The sequence below is a fragment of the Rhizobium sp. 10N427 genome, assembly GCF_056394605.1.
The window spans coordinates 111,752-128,343 of sequence record NZ_JBFTID010000016.1 but is presented as its reverse complement, the minus strand read 5'-3'; the positions used below and the strand labels follow the sequence as shown (position 1 = coordinate 128,343).

Below are 16,592 nucleotides of genomic sequence, written 5' to 3'. Positions count from 1 at the left end.
TAGGCTTCTTGCTGATCGTTTTTCGCCAAAGGACACCTAGGCAGTAGCGATAGACTTGGCGGCCGTTGAGGCTGCCATGTCACGTAGCGGACAACTGAGCATGGTACCGCAGCAGCCCTCTCCAAGGGCGTGGGAGAGGGCATAGAAGTCCTCCACCTTTCTCCTTCGCATTCTCTCCTCGCTCAGGAGAGTAGCAACCGCGTCCGGTTTGCAGCATGCGGAGCGCGATAAAGGTTTGCCGTTTCGCTTGCAGCCTACAGGGCAGGGTAGCCATCCGTTCGCGAGCCTGCCTCGGCCGTCGCTAATCTTAAAGGCGCCGACGGAGAACCACGCTTCATCTCCCTCAAGCATCCGCATGTACGCGTCCTCGATGCCAAGTTCCTTGGCGGCGGCCACTGCTGCAATCTGATGCGGCGCGGCATCCCCATGCGACATCTGCTGCTGCGGAGGCCAACGCTTGGTTCGTTGCGCGACACGCTGAAGCTTGAGGAAGTGCTTCAGCAGCCCCCACCAGACGACAGCATGGTCTCTCGAAACGATTTCGTCGCCTGCTCGCATGCCAAGGCAGAAGTGTTCGTCCGACTGAAGGTGGCGCTCGTGACAGGTCTTCGGATATTTTGTGCCCGGCACCTGCTCCTGAACAACGATAGCCCCCGACTTGTCCCGGATGCGAAGATCGATGCTTATCGTGTCCGCCGCCCCCTCGATCTCAATGTCAGCCGCCCCCAAGATCTCTTCGTCACTGGCGGCAGAGATCAGGAACCAGCTAGGACATCCGTCCAAGACGAGTGAGAGCGGCACTAGCGCTCTCCAAAGCTATAGGGTGCAGCGGTCGCACTAACATCGCCACTCCTTACGGTGGGAGGAGCGCTTAGGTGCTCGATGGCAGAGGATGCATCGAGGTTCCACGCTACGCCGTCGTCGAAGAGCCGCCGCACAGCAGCAGGTGCATGACTCAGTGCGGTTGGTCCAAGGGCCGTCTGCTCTCCCGTGCAATCCCGCTGAAGTTCCTCTGACTTGGAGACTGCTCGACTGACTGAGCATCGGACGCTTCGATCGCCGCGGATCCCAATCCTCGTGATTGGCGTCTCGCCGTATTCGAGGCCAATGGCGATCCCGAGCCCATCGATGCCGTCAAGCTCCTGCTGGCAGAGCTCGAAACTCGAGCGAATCCCGCCAGCCGCCTTGACTGCCGACACCACCGATGCTTCGGCATCAGTCTCGATGGCTGTGCCCGAGGCAATCAATCCGTGGATGCAGTCGCCGATAAACCTAACCTTCCGGCCATTGAAATCTTCGGAAAGTGTCGCCGCCAACTCACTGCGGATCACATGGAGGTTCGAGACCATCTCGCCGATGTTACCCTTTGCAATGCACTCATCCACGTAGCTTGTGAACCCGTCGATATCGCCGAAGATGGACATCAGACCCATCCGGATCGAGTTCGAGGGCATCAGCACTGCGAAGTCGATACCCTTCAATGGCGGAGTGTGTCGATGGAACGAGAAGTTGGCGTCCGTACCGACGTCGAGAACAAATCTATTCTTGGCGTTCAATGCCGCCTTCGCGATGTCGGCGTCTGAAAGCCTCTTGGCCAAATAGGTGAGGGTTGTCGCGGAACCTCCACTCGCGCTCATTGAAGCGGCAGTGTGGCGTTCCGTGAAGAGGACATCATGGGACACGATCTGCTGTAGACCGAGGTCAGCGCGAACTCTGTTCGACATGAAGATGCCTTCATCCTCGCCTTCTGCCAGCTTTGCGGCATAGTTGGCCGGAGCCCCCAAGAAGAGTGGCTCTCGCTCGTCCTTGGTCCCGCTGTTCACCGCAACCGCCGCCCCACTATCGACGCCAACGCGGATCCGCGTCGAGTAGCGTCCGTTCTCGGTCGTCCGTCCGACTTCTTCGATCGCTCGCTTAGCGGCATCCGCAAAGGCCAGCGCGCGCTCTGCGCGCTCCTTCGCATTCTCGGGGCCGGGTGGCGAAACGATCACGGCGTGCATTCTGGCTCCATGAAAGTCGACTCGCTGGGCTTCGAATTCTTCGGCCACCTGATCACACGCCGCGTAGTTCAGGTGGAGCATCGAGAGCACGCGGCGGTGGCTCGCTTCGGTCTCCCGTTCGCGCTCGATCATGGCGTTGCCGAAGTCGAGCATCTGTATGTAGACATGGACGCCGTCAACAAGGATTGCGGCGTCTGGCGGCACGTCGAAAATCAGCGGCTCGCTTTTGCCGCCGAGTCTTATCTTGGCCTGGTTCGCCGTGTGACGGGCGACAACAAATCCTTGGTCGAAGTTTCTGAGACTGATGGACGCCGCCGGAGCCGAGGCCTTGAAAGAATGGATTCGCTGCAAACTCTTCTGTCGTGACCAACTCATTACAGTTTCCTTCTACATCGATCTGCTCAGGCGTAACCGAATGCTGAATTGTGAAAATGGATTGTGTCTGGCTACTACGGCGATTGTTTCACTATTTGTTCCTCGGGGCATTTTCCGGACGCTGGGATGCATCCGGAATGGGACAAGCGGACGTTTCAAGGTGTCTTAGTGACAGCTTCTGCGACCAAGCGAATCAGTGAATGACCACTGCAATGTAGATCGAGGCTTCAGAGCCCTCAATTGAGGATTGCGGATATCAACAAGCTGTTCGCCCGACATCGAGCGCAACCGCGGCAGATGGTCGTCAGCGAAGGACGTGGGGTTTGCCTGTTTGGATGGCTCCACTGTCTGGCCGGACTGAGCCGCGAAAAAATCCAAAGGTAATCAATTTTGCATTTGGAGAAGCTAAGGGCGGCCGCGGAGCCGAAAGGATCGATTCGGGCGCATTTTGCTCAGGTGCAAAGCTAACGCGTAAGAACTACCAAACCTAGGGTCCCAGTGCAAACCAAGGCGGACCGCCTATCATCACCACAACAAGGCGAACTGCTCGAAGGCAAACTGAGTTCGTGCGTTTGACGGTATTCTAACCCGGGACCTTCAGAATCGGATTGCCCAGGTCCGTAGGGAAGGCTTCAAGAGCGCAACCAATCTGCCTCTACACTCAAAGGGCGAAGCAAACTCGACCTACCACTCGATGTGCGATCCGTCATAGGCAATGAATGAGCCCGTTGTCTGGAGGCCATCGACTATAAGATCGAAGAGGCCGCTTCCTCCGCGCTGACCGATCGATGCCCCGCGGAATAGGGAGCCGACAGGTTCGTCCGAACGGTGCCGGGGTGGAGTGCCGCGACCACCGCGCGAGGATGTGTTCGCGCCAGTTCGATTGAGGCGGTACGAACAATCTGGTTCAGAGCTGCCTTCGACGAACGATATGAGATCCACCCGCCAAGACGGTTGTCGCCGATTGAGCCTACACGGGCCGACAGGAACACAGCTATCGTTCTGGTCTTTCGATCAAGCAGTGGCAGGAAATGCTTTGCTACCAGTGCCGGGCCGATGGCGTTGATCCTGAATTGGGCGGCCATGACTTCCGGGTCGATCTGACGAAGCGACTTCTCTGGCGAATGTCCGTTCACAGTCAGAGCGCCCGTGGCACACACGAGAAGGTGGACAGGTTTGCCGGACAGGCGGCGCGCCTGGTCGGCGACTGTCACCTCGTCCAGAAGGTCGAACCCGTCGTTGCTCCGCGACAGTGTGATCAATTCGCCAAGCCCGGGCTCGCGGCTCAACTGCTCGCACAGAGCGCCTCCAATGCCGCCGCTGGCGCCAATCACGATGGCACAAAAGTCAGCGGGAAGCGTGCGGAGGGTGGCAGATGGGTTTTCTATCATGGGCCAAGAACGCCTCAGCGGCGCTCCGGTTCGACCAACGAAATCATAGGGAGCCGCGCGATGGCCAGATCTGGCTTTGGTTTTGGTCGAACCTAGGCCGCGTTGGCCAGGATTAGGGGTTTGTCAGTGGTGTGCGCGTGGGTTGGGGCCTGTGCATTGGATGTATGGGCGAAGCCATATGGTGAAGGAATGTCTGCGATCTGGGTCCGCAGGCATCGTGATGGCGATCAACGGCAAGTTTCAAAGGGAAGGCTACGTCGTCCATCTCGTTGCCCAGCAGCTGTTCGATCGTTCCGGTGACTTGTCGGCTCTCGCTGACCGCGACGTCGACGTGAAGATCCCAATGGGGCGGGGTGATGAATTCGCGCATGGATCGCCCGGAAGCCCGGACTCAAAAGATCGGCCGCGACCAGTCCCCGAGGCGAGGGATACCTTAGTCAGGGATTTGCACATCGATACGCTGAAGGTGCGGGCGAGGAATTTCCTTTGAGGTGTGCGACCAATGTAGGTGCTACGGCGTTTCCTCAAGCCCCTTGTCGTTTGCTTGAAAACAAAGGATGGTCTCTCTGCTCGAGAAGATTCATAGCATTCCGCAAGTACCAGTTCGGTGCCGCTGATCAGCTGTTTTTAAAGGTTTTTCGTGACATTGACCATTTGACGCCTTATGTTCACCGGGTAGAGGTTCCAATGAGCGCACTCAGATACCGTACAGACGCTGAAGACATGCTATTCGATATCGCGCGAAGCGATTTCGAAAGCCGCGGCGTCGTAAGTGATGCAAAGAAGACGCTCATCGTTCTTATGGCGAAACAGTTCGGCCGATCACCCGAAGAGATTGCTCGCGTAATGAAGCTGGAGAGAACTCAGGTCGAACAAGCACTCGAGACGGTCTATTCTCCGGTATTGAGCCCGATGTAATTGCGGACCAACGCGATTTGTTTCTCCCTGACCGTTCCGTCCACCAGTTCTATCCGCCCGTACCAGGACGATTCGCTTTCGCGCAGGATCGCGAACCCTAAGGGTACATGTATGTCTGGATTCTTGAGGAGAGGGACCAGGTCGTCGTAGACTGCCAGCGCCCACAACGCTCGAGGATCGTCGGAGCGTGCGTAAGCCAAGAGCTCCGAAGTCAGCGGCGAGCCCAAAATGACGCGACGGCTTTGAATGTACGCTTCAATCCGACCCCGGCAGTAGGCGTGTTTCCATGATTGAACAGAAGCTAGGAAACCCGCTTTGGACCACGCATAAGATCCCGCATCTACTGCTGTGATTGTCAAACGGACAAAGCCCAGGGCCTTAGCAAAACGGTAGGCGTTCCTGAGTTGGATTTTCCCGTAACCCTGCGATTGATAGTCCTCGCGGATTTTCAAGACGTCGAGATTGAGTTCACGTGAACGGAACAGAAGTGTCCGACTTGCCCAGAATATTTCGCCTTGTTGGTCAAGGCCTTTGATCTCGAGCGAGGTTCGGTCCGCGCTGGTATCGATCCGCTCCAGCAGGTTATCGCGGTCGCCCGGCAAACCCCTGGTCAGGAGATCGCAAACGTCTTTCGGAGAATAATTGTAGACTCCTAAATGATCATTCCACCACTTAACTGAATGATCAGACAGGGTGCGAACACCATTACTCAGTTCTGTGTAGTTAAATTGGCGAGGCAAGGGAATTTCTCTGGGCGGGTCGCAACGGTCTACACATGCAACCCTGAGAAATCATTAATCGCGGAGACGCCAGACAAGCTCGTCCCTTCTGCGAGCTATATCTGCGAGATTGTCTTGTGAGCTGCACGCATCCCGCAATGAAGCGCTTTCGCTAACCTGGCCGCTTCCGCACTGCGAATTTCAGGCTGCGACCGTCGTTGTCACAGCCCCGGAGCTACAATATGGTGACCGACGACTTTGCGAACCAGAAGAGTAATCGGTCCATTTCCCAGGCGGAAATCTTCAAGCCGTGAGCGATGGATACCAATTCGCTCTCCGTCCATTTTTCTGAAGATTTCGCTGAATAGGCATGCTTTCGCTGAGTGAGTGTCCATAGGAACTTTCCAATGCGAGAGTCCAAAGCCAAACTGTTGTCCATAAATTCAGGATGGCCGACGTCCATCAATAAATTTCGCGCGTACTTGTCGCTGATCCCCGCGATCGAGTTCAGTGTAGCAAGGCACGATGCACGATCTTTTTTCGCAAGCCCGTCCTGCAAGCGAGATAGCTTCTCTGCATCGCGATATTCGTTAGCGAACTCTACAAGCCATCTCCTATTTCCTTCCCATCGCTGGAAGTGTGGGTTTGCAACGACGCCAAGCCAGTCGACCAATTCTTTGTCGCTATAGAGCAGTACAACAGGCCAAGAGAACGGATCCTCATGGCCACGCGTTGTGAACGCAGACCTCAAGAAGCTGACGTTTTCCCAGTGGCGGGCACCCCCATTTGTCGCAAAGGACTGGATCAAAGCGTCCCACATCCAATGTGGGAGTTTACCGCTCGTGATGTTCTGCCAATGCGTCTCGGCAACAATGCGCTTTTGAGTGATTTCAGCCGAGTGTCGCTCCCACAGCACACCCACTGCATGGGCAATCTTAAGGGCGTCTTCTTTTTTGGTCATTTTCGCTTCCAGCGCTGCTGTTTGGTGGGGTCGCGGCACGGATTCAGTCATCAGCAATGAATTTGCCTACCTGGCCGGTGCTCGTGAGCCAGTGCACGTCCTGATTCGATATGTCGTCGCAGTTGAAGTCATTTTTGGCAGATGCGATAAGCTCGATCTGTCGGCCCGAAAGCGCTATGCCCTCATATGTGTCCAACGGATTCTTCGAGCACGCATTCAGGAATGTCGCGAGCTTTGGAGATACCTCATTCGCCCAGCCGAGCATGGCTCGGCGCGTCGATGTCGAAGCGTTTCCGTATGGCCAATGCTCCTTCAAGAAAGTGCAAGGCTGGCAATCTTCGTAGGGAGGCACGTATCGGCGGCCAGCATGAAAGAGCAGAAATCCGTCAGGATCCACAGTCCAGTTTCCTGCAGTCAGCATCATTCCAACGCATGCGGACGCGCAGACCGAATGCGCGGGAACTCGCAGCGGCAATCCAATCGACCTCAGCACATAGCCTCCCAGCACGGCAGCTGCCCCGTTGCCTCCCGGTCCAGAAATCAGGACCCGTGATGCAGGCTGGTGCCTCTCGCGATAACCATTCCTGATCGCGAAGGGCGTTTGGAAACTGATCCCGCGATCCACAACGAAATCGGTCGGAGAAGGCTGGAAAGCCTGCTCGAACTTTTGAGCCTGAACCTCTCGCCGATAGTAGGTGTCACAGTAATAGTCTGCTGCAGCCCATGCGCAGACAATGGGGAGCAGCCCGCCACATATCCAAATTCCTACCGTAATAAGTTTAATTGCAAGGCGCCGCACAACCATCTCCTAAATGAAACGGCCGCGATTTATCGCACAGGGCTGAAAGAACTGTTTACGCGAAACGCCGAATTGTAGACGCGGCGACGAAAAGCATCCGGGGCTTTCGGCCGGCGAGCCTCGAGGTAACAATGGACCTAAAGGCAGGGAGTGAAGAACATGGCGCGAAGCGCACGAAATACGGGGGCATTCAATATCTATGTCATCAGACAGACCACGGAAAGCGGCTTATTTCAATTGGCGTTTGTAACGGTCACAGCAACGGCCCTTTCCACGAAGGTGCTGAATGACGGCAACCCATTGCCACTTGTTCGCGAACTGTGTTTGGTGCTTTTGATCGCCGCGTGCTTTTTATGCTTAGCTGGACTTACGGAATGCCGCGCGATGGTCCGTGATGGCCGTGTCGGTTACTTTCGCTCGGCGCGTACCGCGCTCGTAGGAGCCATTTCAGTGGCCATGCACTTCCAGGCGGCCGCACCGGATTGCTTCGGTTCTCTTTGGGTGTGAAAACTGTCTCCCCTTGAGCGGCGAACTTGACAAGGCCCAGTCAACCCACTCTCGCAAATCAGGAGGGACCGAGTGCCCGGATGATCCTTGGTGCGCCGCCCCGGGGGCTTCCGATGGCCAGAAATAGCTTTTGATTTGGCTAGCGAGAGACGGTTTTGGCCAAAACTAGGCTGGGTTTGTCAGTATCACACCCGAAAGTCTCGCAACTGATTTCTCGCGCTTGACGTGAAAACAAAGTTACTTAATCTAAGAGGGCCGCGCGATCTGTTGGAGGAGACGGAGCCGTGCCGCTGGCGGCTCGTCCGCGCCATTCCACTCTCCCCGCCCGAGCATTCGACATCATTCGATAGGACACGCCATGTCTCTCACCATTGCCCAGCGTCTCGACAGCCTGAAAGCACGCACCGCCGAACTCGCCCATTGGCGCGACAGGCAGAGCGTGGAAATCGACGGCTGGACCTTCGACGGCGAGCCGATCGCCCATCACCAGGATTGGCCGCATCGCAAGGGCACGGTGCATTTTTCCGCTTCGGCAAAAGCGCCGGCCGACTGGCCGCTGGACAAGATCCGCCTGCAGCTCGATCTCGGTGGCGAAAGTCTGGTCACGCTTAACTACGGCGGTGAGGAAGCCGAGACGTTCGGGCTCGATCCCTATCATCAGGAGTTTCCTGTCAGGGGCCGCGAGTTTTCCATTTCGACGGAGAGCGTCGCGCGTTTCCCCTTCGGCGAGCCCAACCGTGCGCCGCGGCTGAACAAGGCGCGGCTGATCTGGCTGGACGAGCCGGTTCACCGGCTGCATCTGCTGCTGCGGCAGATCACCGAAGCTGTCGATGTGCTCGACGGGCACGAAGCTGTCGCGCATATGATCGAAGCGGCCGAACAGGCGCTCAGCAGTCTCGACTGGCCGTCGGATACGGCTGCCTATGTGTCCCGCACGTCGGGTGCGGTCATGCAGCAGAGGATCTGGGAATTGCCTGAGCTGCAGGATGATCCGGCCGGGCTCGACGACCAGCAGAGCGCCACGGCGCAGGCAGCTTTCGATGCGCTGACGATCAGGCTGAAGGAACTGCAGAAGCGCTTCCCGCCGAATGGCGAACTGCTTTTGACCGGCCACGCCCATATCGATCTCGCCTGGCTGTGGCCGTATAACGAGACCCGCCGGAAGATGCGCCGTACCTTCAATACCGCCCTGTCGCTGATGGAGCGCTCCGGCGATTTCCGCTTTAATCAGTCCACCGCCCATTATTATGCGCAGATGGAAGAGGATGATCCGGCGCTGTTGGAGAGGATCAAGGCCAAGGTCGCCGAAGGCAAATGGGAAACGGTCGGCGGCATGTGGGTCGAGCCCGATACCAATATGCCGACAGGCGAAAGCCTGGTCCGCCAGGTTCTCTATGGTCAGCGCTATTTTGAGAAAACTTTCGGCATCCGCCACAGCGTCTGCTGGCTGCCGGATTGCTTCGGTTTTTCGGGCGCCTTGCCGCAGATCCTCAAGCTTGGCGGCATCGACAGCTTCTTCACCATCAAGGTCAACTGGAGCGAGACCAACCATATTCCCTCCGATCTGTTCTGGTGGAAGGGCCTCGATGGCAGCCAGGTGCTGACCCATACATTCGACAATCCGATGCATGGCTATAACGGCTTCGTGCAGCCGGATTGCTTCGTGCCGACCTGGAAGAATTTCCGCGGAAAGACCCAGCACGAGACCTCGCTTCTGGCCGTCGGTTACGGCGATGGCGGTGGCGGCGTGACGCCTGAAATGGTCGAGCGCGAGCTGCAGCTGCGCGATTTCCCGGCGATCCCGCAGGCCCGCTGGGGCACGGTGAAAGGCTATTACGAACAGGCGCACAAGACCGCGGCGGAAAAGCAGCTGCCGGTCTGGGATGGGGAAATCTATCTCGAACTCCACCGCGCCACACTGACGACGCAGAGTGGGGTCAAGCGCAAGCATCGCCAGGCCGAGCGTGCGCTGATCACCGCTGAAACCATTGCCTCGCTCGCCCATATGCTGGGCGCGGAAAAGCCGCGGAGCCTCGAAAGCGATTGGCGCGTGGTGTTGAAGAATGAGTTCCACGACATCCTGCCGGGGTCAAGCATCCGCGAGGTCTATGCCGATGCCGAACACGAGCTCGACGGCGTGATCGGCAACGCCCGCCAGGAGCAGGCGGCAGGCCTGACCGCGCTCGCCTCTGTCCTGCCAAGGGGCGCGGCATCATCTGCGCTTCTGGTGGTCAATCCGTCGCTTGCAGCGCGGCCGCTGAACGCCACGCTGCCTGACGGAACGGCCATTTCGTCTGCCGATATCGTCGCGCCGCTTTCCGTCGCGGTTTTCGATCGCAGCGCTCTGAAGCCTGCCAGCGGCCTGAAGGCAGCCAGGCAGGTGCTGGAGAACGAGCATCTCTCCGTGACAATCGGCACGGATGGCTCGGTGACGAGCCTGATCCACAAGGCAAGCGGCCGTGAGGCGGTCGATGGCTCAGCCAACCAGCTCTGGGTCTATCCGGCCGACAAGCCGCGCAATTGGGATGCCTGGGATGTCGATGCCGACTATACCGCCAAGGCGATCCGCCTCGATACGCCTGATAGCATCGAGCTGATCGAGAGCGGTCCGTCGCGGGCGGCGATCCGCGTCGTGCACCGCTACCGGAATTCGCGCGTCACCAACACCTATGTTCTGACGGCCAATGCCAAGCGCCTCGATATCGAGACCGAGATCGACTGGCACGACCGCCGCACGATGCTGCGCACCCTGAACCCGGTCGCCATCAGCGCCCGGCAGGCAACGTTCGAATGCGCTTATGGCGTGGTCGAGCGCGCGACCCATACGAACACCTCTTGGGAACAGGCGATGTTCGAAGCCGCCGCCCACCGCTTCGTCGATATCAGCGAGCCGGGCTTCGGCGTGGCGCTGCTCAACAATGCCAAGTATGGCCACAGCGCCCGCGGCAATGTCATCGGCATGAGCATCGTGCGCGCGCCCGTCTATCCCGATCCGCTTGCCGATGAAGGCGCGCAGAAATTCACCTATGCGCTGATGCCGCACGAAGGCGCCTGGCATGAGGGCGGCGTTCTCGACGAGGCACTGGATCTCAACCAGCCGCTGATGACGGTCGAGGCAAGCGGACTGGCAACCGGAACGCTGTCGCCTGTCGGCGTTACGGGCACGCCTGTGGCCTTCTCGGGCCTGAAGCCTGCAGAGGAGGGCGAGGGGCTGGTGCTGCGCCTCTACGAACCGGCCGGGCGCCGCGGCAAGCTTTCGCTGTCGCTGCCCTCCGGATGGAAGGCATCCGGCGCGTTGAACATCCTTGAGGAACCGATGGAGCGGAAAGGTGCTGCCGACATCATGCCCTTCGAAATCCGGACCTGGAAACTGCAGAAGGGCTGATGCCGATCGGCAGGATAGCGCCCGCTAACGCGGGCGCGTCTGCCTTAAGACTGCGGCGGCGAGATCGGCCTGGCTATAGGGCTTGAGAAGAACAAGCGCGCTTTGATCTGCCTCGAAGCCTGCGACAGACGTATTGCCTGTCGCAAAGATCACGGGGAGCTGGGGATCGAGGGCGCGCGCCTTCTTCGCCAGCTCGGCGCCCGAGAGGCCGGGCAGGCCGACATCGGTCAGCAACAGGTCGAAACTGTCGGGTGACAGCTTCGCCAGCGCCTCTTCTGCGCTGCCTGCCTCGCTGACGCGGTGCCCGGATTGCTGCAGCATCTCGGCGGTATCCATGCGGATGAAATCGTCGTCCTCGACATAGAGGATCCGCAACGACGCCGCCGGGGCCGCAGCTGCGGCGCTCCGCCGTTCGCCCTGCGCGGCGCGCGCCAGATTGCGCTGGCGCTGATTGTTCAGAACGTGGCGGATCTTGCGGGCGAGGGCCTCGCGGCTATAGGGCTTGGACAGGAGATCGACGCCGGCATCCAGCCGCCCGCCGTGGACGATCGAGTTCTCCGTATAACCAGATGTGAACAGCACGGCGACATCGGGCAGGCGCTCTTTCGCCTTGCGCGCCAATTCCGCACTTTTCAGCGGTCCGGGCATGACGACGTCGGTGAACAGCAGATCGATCGGAATGCCGCTTTCGATGACCGTCAGTGCGCTGGCTGCGTCCTTGGCCTTCAGGATGCTGTAGCCGAGATCGGCAAGCATCTCGACAACGGTGGCACGAACTTCCTCGTCGTCCTCGGCAACAAGGATGGTCTCCTGGCCGCCGGTCGCCGGGCCATGGTCGCCTTCGGTCAGCAGATCCTCTTCTTCCAGAGTGCGCGGCAGATAGAGACGAACGGTGGTGCCTTGTCCGATCTCCGAATAGATCTTCACGTGGCCGCCGGATTGCTTGACGAAGCCGTAGACCATCGAAAGGCCGAGTCCGGTTCCCTTGCCGACAGGCTTGGTCGAAAAGAACGGTTCGAACACCTTGCCGATGACCTCGGGCGGCATGCCGGACCCGGTGTCGCTGACCGCCAGCATCACATATTGCCCGGCGCTGACATCGGCATGCCGGCGCGCGTAGTCGTCGTCGATAAAGGCGTTGCCGACCTCGATCGTCAGCTTGCCGCTTCCATCCATCGCATCGCGGGCATTGATCGCCAGATTGAGGATGGCGTTTTCGATCTGCACCGGATCGACGAAGGTGTTCCACAATCCTCCGGCGCGGATCGTCTCGATCTCGATGGCTTCGCCGATGGTCCGCCGCAGCATCTCGCCCATATTGGCGACGAAGCGCCCGACATTGACGACCTTCGGCTCAAGCGGCTGGCGCCGACCGAAGGCGAGTAGCTGGCTCGCAAGTTTCGAGCCACGATTGACGCCGGCAAGCGCGTGATCGATGCGCCTCTGCGCGCGCTCGTTGCCGACGACATCCTTGCTCAGAAGATAGAGATTACCGGCAACAACCTGTAGCAAGTTGTTGAAATCATGCGCAACGCCACCGGTCAGCTGGCCGATCGCTTCCATCTTCTGCGTTTGCCGGATCAGCTCTTCGGCTTCCTGTAGTGCCGCGGCCTGTTCTTTCTCGGCCGTGACGTCCCGCCCATAGGCATAGACCATCTCCTGCTCGAAGGAAAACCGCCAGGAAACAGTGCGTTGGCCGCCTTGCTTGTGGTTGAACCGCAGCTCGACACCCTGCAGCTCGCCGCCGGAAACGGCCTGCTTCAGGGCGGTGTCGAAGACCGTTGCGTCACCGGTCACCAGAAACTCACACATGCGGTGACCCGCCACTTCCTTCCGGCGGTGGCCGAGCAGCCCGGACCATGCCGGATTGATCGCCCGCACTTCGCCATCGGGCCGCATGACGACGAGAATGTCGCCCGCGTTGCGCCAGACGCGGTCGAGTTCAGCGCTGCGTTCCGCGACTTTCCTCTCCAGCGATGCGGCAAATTCCTGCAGCGCCTCTTCAGCGCGGCGGCGTTCGACGGCAGTGCGGGTGCGCTCGGCAAAATCACGGATGAAATCGAGCTCGACCTGCGGCCATTCGCGGGGCACCGCGTTGTTGAGGAAGAGAACGGCAGCAATCTGGCCATTCTCGCTCAAGGGAACCGTGACGGCGGAATGGACACCGATCGCCTTCAGCGCATGGGAGGTCGCAGCCGTGCGCGGATCCTCGTCGACATCGGCAAAGACCACCGTCTCGTTGCGCTTGAGGTCGTCGATATAGGTGCCGTATTCGCGAAAATGCAGCGTGCCTGCAATGCTCCGATTGCCGGCAACGTTCCAGTCCCGCTCGATCGTCACCGTTTCGGCAACCGGATCGATGATCCCGTAACCGGCCCGGGTGACGTGCATGGCCCGGCCGAGGATTTCGGCTGCGGCATAAGCAATTTCAGTCGGTTCGGTCGTTTGGCGGATGCAGTCTGCGAGATCGATCAGAGCGATGCGGCGCGCCTCCTCGTGCCGTGCGTCGGTGATATCGCTGTTGACGCCGATCATGCCGAGGAACTCGCCGCGAACGCCGAAGCGGGGCCGGGCGTCGGTGTGCAAGAGGCGGTACTCGCCTTCGTCGTTGCGATAGCGCGCCTCGACCGCAAAGGCCTCGCGCCTGGCGACGGCCTTTGTCACCTGGTCCATCAGCGGCGGGACATCGTCGGGATGGATCGTGGCGTTCCAGTCGAATGTCGAGATATCGCGCTCCGCCACACCCCAGAACTGCCGCATCGAGGCGTTGAGATAAAGGCAGTGCATCGCCTCGTCGCTCATCCAGAGCATGACCGGGGCATTTTCGGCGACCAGCCTGAAGCGCGATTCACTTTCGCGCGCAGCGTCCTCGGCTTCCTTGCGCTCGGTGACATCGTAGCCTTGGACGAAAATGCCGCCGATTTCGCCGTCATCGCCGGTCAGCGGCTGGTAGATGAAATCCAGGTAGCGGTCGATCAGTTCGGCATCCGGCCGTTGCTGCAGCTTCACCAGCTGTTCGCTGCCGATATAGGGGATGCCGGTGCGGCGCACCTGATCGAGCAGGGCCACAAACCCCTGCTCCTCGACCTCGGGCAGCGCTTCGCGGATCGTCTTGCCGATCACGTTGCGATGGCCGACAAGCTGCTGATACGCCGCATTGGCGATTTCGAACCTGTGATCCGCGCCGCTCATCGTCGCCACGAAGCCGGGCGCCTGTTCGAACATTTTCTGCAGCCGCGCCTTTTCGGCCCTGAGCTGACGTTCCGCCTTCACCTTGGCCGTTGTCTCGACGACGATCGCCATGACCGCGACCGGTTTTCCGGTCTCGTCGCAGATCGGCGAATAATCGAGCTTGGTCCACAGCCGCTCCGGCTCGCTGGTGCCACGGCGATAGAGCATCAGCTCCTGATCTTCATAGACAAGCGTCCCGCCAGCCAGCACGACCTTCATCACATGGTCGTTGAAGTCGGCGACTTCAGGCCAGCCCTCGCGAACCTTCGAGCCGAAGAGATTAGGATGACGGCGGCCGGCGAAATCGGAATAGGCGTCGTTGTAGATCATCACGCCGTCTTCGTTCCAGAGCGTCACGATCGGCACGGGGGAGTTCAGGATCAGGCTGCAAACGCTTCTCAGCGTCGGCGACCATCCGCTGATCGGCCCAAGCGAGGTTGCCGACCAGTCGAAGTTTGCAATGATCTCAGCGGCCTCGCTTCCTCTCTTCAGGAAGGAATGACCGTGTATGCTGGCTTGATGCATCTTGTCCGACCCGCGTTTCCATCGGGAAACTGCCCATGAATATCGCCATAACTATAGAGCGATCGCTAACCGGCAAGAGCCCAGGAAAATCGAGATTGCAAAACCAGTTAACGCCGGTTCTTAAGCCTTGTGGATCGGATCGACCCAGGCCACTTCCTCCGGCTTCTCGACCGGCTCGATATCGAGATTGACGACCACCGGATCCTGGCCGGAGCGGACGAGCACGCATTCCAGCGTCTCGTCGCGGCTGGCATTGATTTCCTGGTGCGGAACGTAGGGCGGGACGAAGATGAAATCGCCGGGGCCGGCCTCGGCGACGAATTCCAGGTTTTCGCCCCATCGCATTCTGGCCTTGCCCTCGACGACGTAGATGATGCTTTCGAGATCGCCGTGGTGATGAGCGCCGGTCTTGGCATTGGCATGGATCGTCACGGTGCCCGCCCAGATCTTCTCGGCGCCGGCGCGGGCATTGTCGATCGCCGTCGCCCTGTTCATGCCCGGCGTCTGGGCCGTGTTCGGATCGAGCGCATTACCCGGAATGACCTTCACGCCGTGTGCGCGCCAATCGATCGGGCCGTGCGTGTGATCTCCCGAATGGTCGTGATCATGGCTCATCGTAAATCTCCTCTTCGGCAATTGTGCCCGGGATAGCGCAGGCGAAGCAAGAGGTACTTGCCCGAGATCGGCGATGGAGTTTGAGAGCCCGGACTGCTATCTCCGTCGCGACGGAGAAACGAGAATGACGCCATGAGCCACATCCCGCAGATCGACTACGACACCGCATCCGACGATATCCGCCAGGCGCATGACGAGGAAGTCCGGGTGCGCGGCCGGATGACCAATATGAAGAGAACGCTGCTGCACTCGCCTGCCGCGCACCGCATCTATGCCGAATGGTTCACCCTGCGCGCCGAGCTCAATCCTGCCGTCAGCGACCGGGAGATCTGGATCTTCTCGCACGCGATCTCGAAATCCTGCAACTCGAAGATCGCCATCACCTTCTTCCGCCGCGCGCTTGTCAATGCCGGCTTCGATCCGGATGCGCTGGTTCTTTCAGACAGGGAACGCCTGCTTGCCGATTTCGGCACGGCGATCGTTGCCGACTCGAACGCGATCCCCGCGGCGATCTGGGAGCGGCTCAAGCAGCTCTATCCTGCCAAGGTGCTCGTCGATCTCGTCGCCTTTGCAGGCATCATGCTGGCGACGGCGGTCTTCAACAACGTCGTGGAGATCGATTTCGATCCGGAACTTGAGGCATTTGCCGAAGGTGCTGCGCATCCCGTTACGTCAGGTTGAACTCCGCGTGGCATTCTCCTGTGCGAAACCGGCGCATATCCCCAAAAAGTGGGATATCGCTGCGGCCTAAATGAGCACATAACCCGCCCTGGTTGAGCGGCAACGATTCGGTATCGTCGCTGCTTCCAAGGAGGAGTTGAGGATGATGTCTGATGTGATCGCGCAGATCGCCCGCGCAGCGGCGGAGCTGGAGGTGGAGCTTCGTTCTTTACTGCAGCTTGATCAGGATATGTCGCAGCCGTCTCAGGATGATGCCGAAACGTTGCCGCATCTTCTGGCCGAACGGTTTCCGCAGCTTTCCGGCGAACGTGCAGAACTTAGAGGCCTGCTGAAGATCGGCCGGGCGGCGCGGCGCAGCGAGCACCTGTCTCCGGCCGTTGCCTCCGCAGCGCTGGCAATGACGGCCGAATTCCGAACGATGATTGCAAGACTGGGCGCACGCGCGCAGCTCGTCTAGCCGCTCGCATGACCCGTATGCCGCTTTA

13 protein-coding genes and 1 pseudogene are annotated in these 16,592 nt (G+C 59.4%); 6 read left to right on the top strand and 8 right to left on the bottom strand.

Annotation, left to right across the window (positions count from 1 at the left end; genetic code table 11):
* Positions 1-36 precede the first annotated feature (36 nt).
* The 3 genes from AC1DIJ_RS25900 to AC1DIJ_RS25890 form a co-directional block, all read right to left on the bottom strand.
* The gene (locus tag AC1DIJ_RS25900; RefSeq protein ID WP_112388278.1) at positions 37-801 is read right to left on the bottom strand and encodes an E2 domain-containing protein; all 765 of its coding nucleotides are present in this window, start codon (positions 799-801) and stop codon (positions 37-39) included.
* Positions 801-2,375 (bottom strand): adenylate/guanylate cyclase domain-containing protein, encoded by a 1,575-nt coding sequence (locus tag AC1DIJ_RS25895; RefSeq protein WP_112388277.1) that lies wholly within the window; start codon positions 2,373-2,375, stop codon positions 801-803. Before AC1DIJ_RS25895 ends, AC1DIJ_RS25900 begins: the two co-directional genes overlap by 1 nt.
* Before the next feature lie 746 nt (positions 2,376-3,121).
* The gene (locus AC1DIJ_RS25890) at positions 3,122-3,766 is read right to left on the bottom strand and encodes an SDR family NAD(P)-dependent oxidoreductase (protein ID WP_477831666.1); all 645 of its coding nucleotides are present in this window, start codon (positions 3,764-3,766) and stop codon (positions 3,122-3,124) included.
* A gap of 217 nt (positions 3,767-3,983) precedes the next feature.
* Between AC1DIJ_RS25890 and AC1DIJ_RS25885 the strand changes: the two are divergent.
* A pseudogene (locus AC1DIJ_RS25885) lies at positions 3,984-4,256 on the top strand (hypothetical protein); the annotation flags it as partial.
* Between the two features lie 197 nt (positions 4,257-4,453).
* Entirely contained in the window at positions 4,454-4,684 is a 231-nt protein-coding gene (locus tag AC1DIJ_RS25880; protein WP_162705984.1) for a hypothetical protein, read from the top strand.
* Here the strand turns inward: AC1DIJ_RS25880 and AC1DIJ_RS25875 are convergent.
* The 3 genes from AC1DIJ_RS25875 to AC1DIJ_RS25865 form a co-directional block, all read right to left on the bottom strand.
* On the bottom strand, positions 4,657-5,424 hold the full coding sequence (locus tag AC1DIJ_RS25875; RefSeq protein WP_162705983.1) for a hypothetical protein: 768 nt from the start codon (positions 5,422-5,424) through the stop codon (positions 4,657-4,659). The two genes, AC1DIJ_RS25880 and AC1DIJ_RS25875, sit on opposite strands and share 28 nt — an antisense overlap.
* A 214-nt stretch (positions 5,425-5,638) precedes the next feature.
* Positions 5,639-6,364, bottom strand: a complete 726-nt coding sequence (locus AC1DIJ_RS25870) for a hypothetical protein (protein WP_112388274.1) — start codon at positions 6,362-6,364, stop codon at positions 5,639-5,641.
* A gap of 43 nt (positions 6,365-6,407) precedes the next feature.
* Positions 6,408-7,163 carry a Clp protease/crotonase-like domain-containing protein gene (locus AC1DIJ_RS25865; RefSeq protein WP_162705982.1) on the bottom strand — a complete coding sequence of 252 codons (756 nt, stop codon included), beginning with the start codon at positions 7,161-7,163 and terminating at the stop codon, positions 6,408-6,410.
* A 159-nt stretch (positions 7,164-7,322) separates the two neighbouring features.
* Between AC1DIJ_RS25865 and AC1DIJ_RS25860 the strand changes: the two genes are divergently transcribed.
* Positions 7,323-7,670 carry a hypothetical protein gene (locus AC1DIJ_RS25860; protein ID WP_162705981.1) on the top strand — a complete coding sequence of 116 codons (348 nt, stop codon included), beginning with the start codon at positions 7,323-7,325 and terminating at the stop codon, positions 7,668-7,670.
* A 358-nt stretch (positions 7,671-8,028) separates the two neighbouring features.
* Positions 8,029-11,055 carry an alpha-mannosidase gene (locus AC1DIJ_RS25855; RefSeq protein WP_112388272.1) on the top strand — a complete coding sequence of 1,009 codons (3,027 nt, stop codon included), beginning with the start codon at positions 8,029-8,031 and terminating at the stop codon, positions 11,053-11,055.
* Positions 11,056-11,079: 24 nt separating this feature from the next.
* Here the strand turns inward: AC1DIJ_RS25855 and AC1DIJ_RS25850 are convergent, their stop codons facing one another.
* Both AC1DIJ_RS25850 and AC1DIJ_RS25845 read right to left on the bottom strand, forming a co-directional pair.
* The gene (locus AC1DIJ_RS25850) at positions 11,080-14,811 is read right to left on the bottom strand and encodes a PAS domain-containing protein (protein WP_112388271.1); all 3,732 of its coding nucleotides are present in this window, start codon (positions 14,809-14,811) and stop codon (positions 11,080-11,082) included.
* Positions 14,812-14,931: 120 nt separating this feature from the next.
* The gene (locus AC1DIJ_RS25845) at positions 14,932-15,426 is read right to left on the bottom strand and encodes a cupin domain-containing protein (RefSeq protein WP_112388270.1); all 495 of its coding nucleotides are present in this window, start codon (positions 15,424-15,426) and stop codon (positions 14,932-14,934) included.
* Between the two features lie 132 nt (positions 15,427-15,558).
* Here AC1DIJ_RS25845 and AC1DIJ_RS25840 point away from each other — a divergent pair, with 132 nt between their 5' ends.
* Together AC1DIJ_RS25840 and AC1DIJ_RS25835 are read left to right on the top strand one after the other, a co-directional pair.
* Complete coding sequence (locus tag AC1DIJ_RS25840) at positions 15,559-16,107, top strand: carboxymuconolactone decarboxylase family protein (protein ID WP_112388269.1); 549 nt, start codon at positions 15,559-15,561, stop codon at positions 16,105-16,107.
* 145 nt (positions 16,108-16,252) lie between these two features.
* Complete coding sequence (locus AC1DIJ_RS25835) at positions 16,253-16,564, top strand: hypothetical protein (RefSeq protein WP_148654897.1); 312 nt, start codon at positions 16,253-16,255, stop codon at positions 16,562-16,564.
* Positions 16,565-16,592: the final 28 nt, after the last annotated feature.

Excerpts from the sequence above, each read along its gene's own strand:
- AC1DIJ_RS25860 (WP_162705981.1), top strand. The coding sequence starts at position 7,323 with ATGGCGCGAAGCGCACGAAATACGGGGGCATTCAATATCTATGTCATC.
- AC1DIJ_RS25845 (WP_112388270.1), bottom strand. The coding sequence starts at position 15,426 with ATGAGCCATGATCACGACCATTCGGGAGATCACACGCACGGCCCGATC.
- AC1DIJ_RS25870 (WP_112388274.1), bottom strand. The coding sequence starts at position 6,364 with ATGACCAAAAAAGAAGACGCCCTTAAGATTGCCCATGCAGTGGGTGTG.
- AC1DIJ_RS25895 (WP_112388277.1), bottom strand. The coding sequence starts at position 2,375 with ATGAGTTGGTCACGACAGAAGAGTTTGCAGCGAATCCATTCTTTCAAG.
- AC1DIJ_RS25890 (WP_477831666.1), bottom strand. The coding sequence starts at position 3,766 with ATGATAGAAAACCCATCTGCCACCCTCCGCACGCTTCCCGCTGACTTT.
- AC1DIJ_RS25850 (WP_112388271.1), bottom strand. The coding sequence starts at position 14,811 with ATGCATCAAGCCAGCATACACGGTCATTCCTTCCTGAAGAGAGGAAGC.
- AC1DIJ_RS25840 (WP_112388269.1), top strand. The coding sequence starts at position 15,559 with ATGAGCCACATCCCGCAGATCGACTACGACACCGCATCCGACGATATC.
- AC1DIJ_RS25835 (WP_148654897.1), top strand. The coding sequence starts at position 16,253 with ATGTCTGATGTGATCGCGCAGATCGCCCGCGCAGCGGCGGAGCTGGAG.
- AC1DIJ_RS25855 (WP_112388272.1), top strand. The coding sequence starts at position 8,029 with ATGTCTCTCACCATTGCCCAGCGTCTCGACAGCCTGAAAGCACGCACC.
- AC1DIJ_RS25880 (WP_162705984.1), top strand. The coding sequence starts at position 4,454 with ATGAGCGCACTCAGATACCGTACAGACGCTGAAGACATGCTATTCGAT.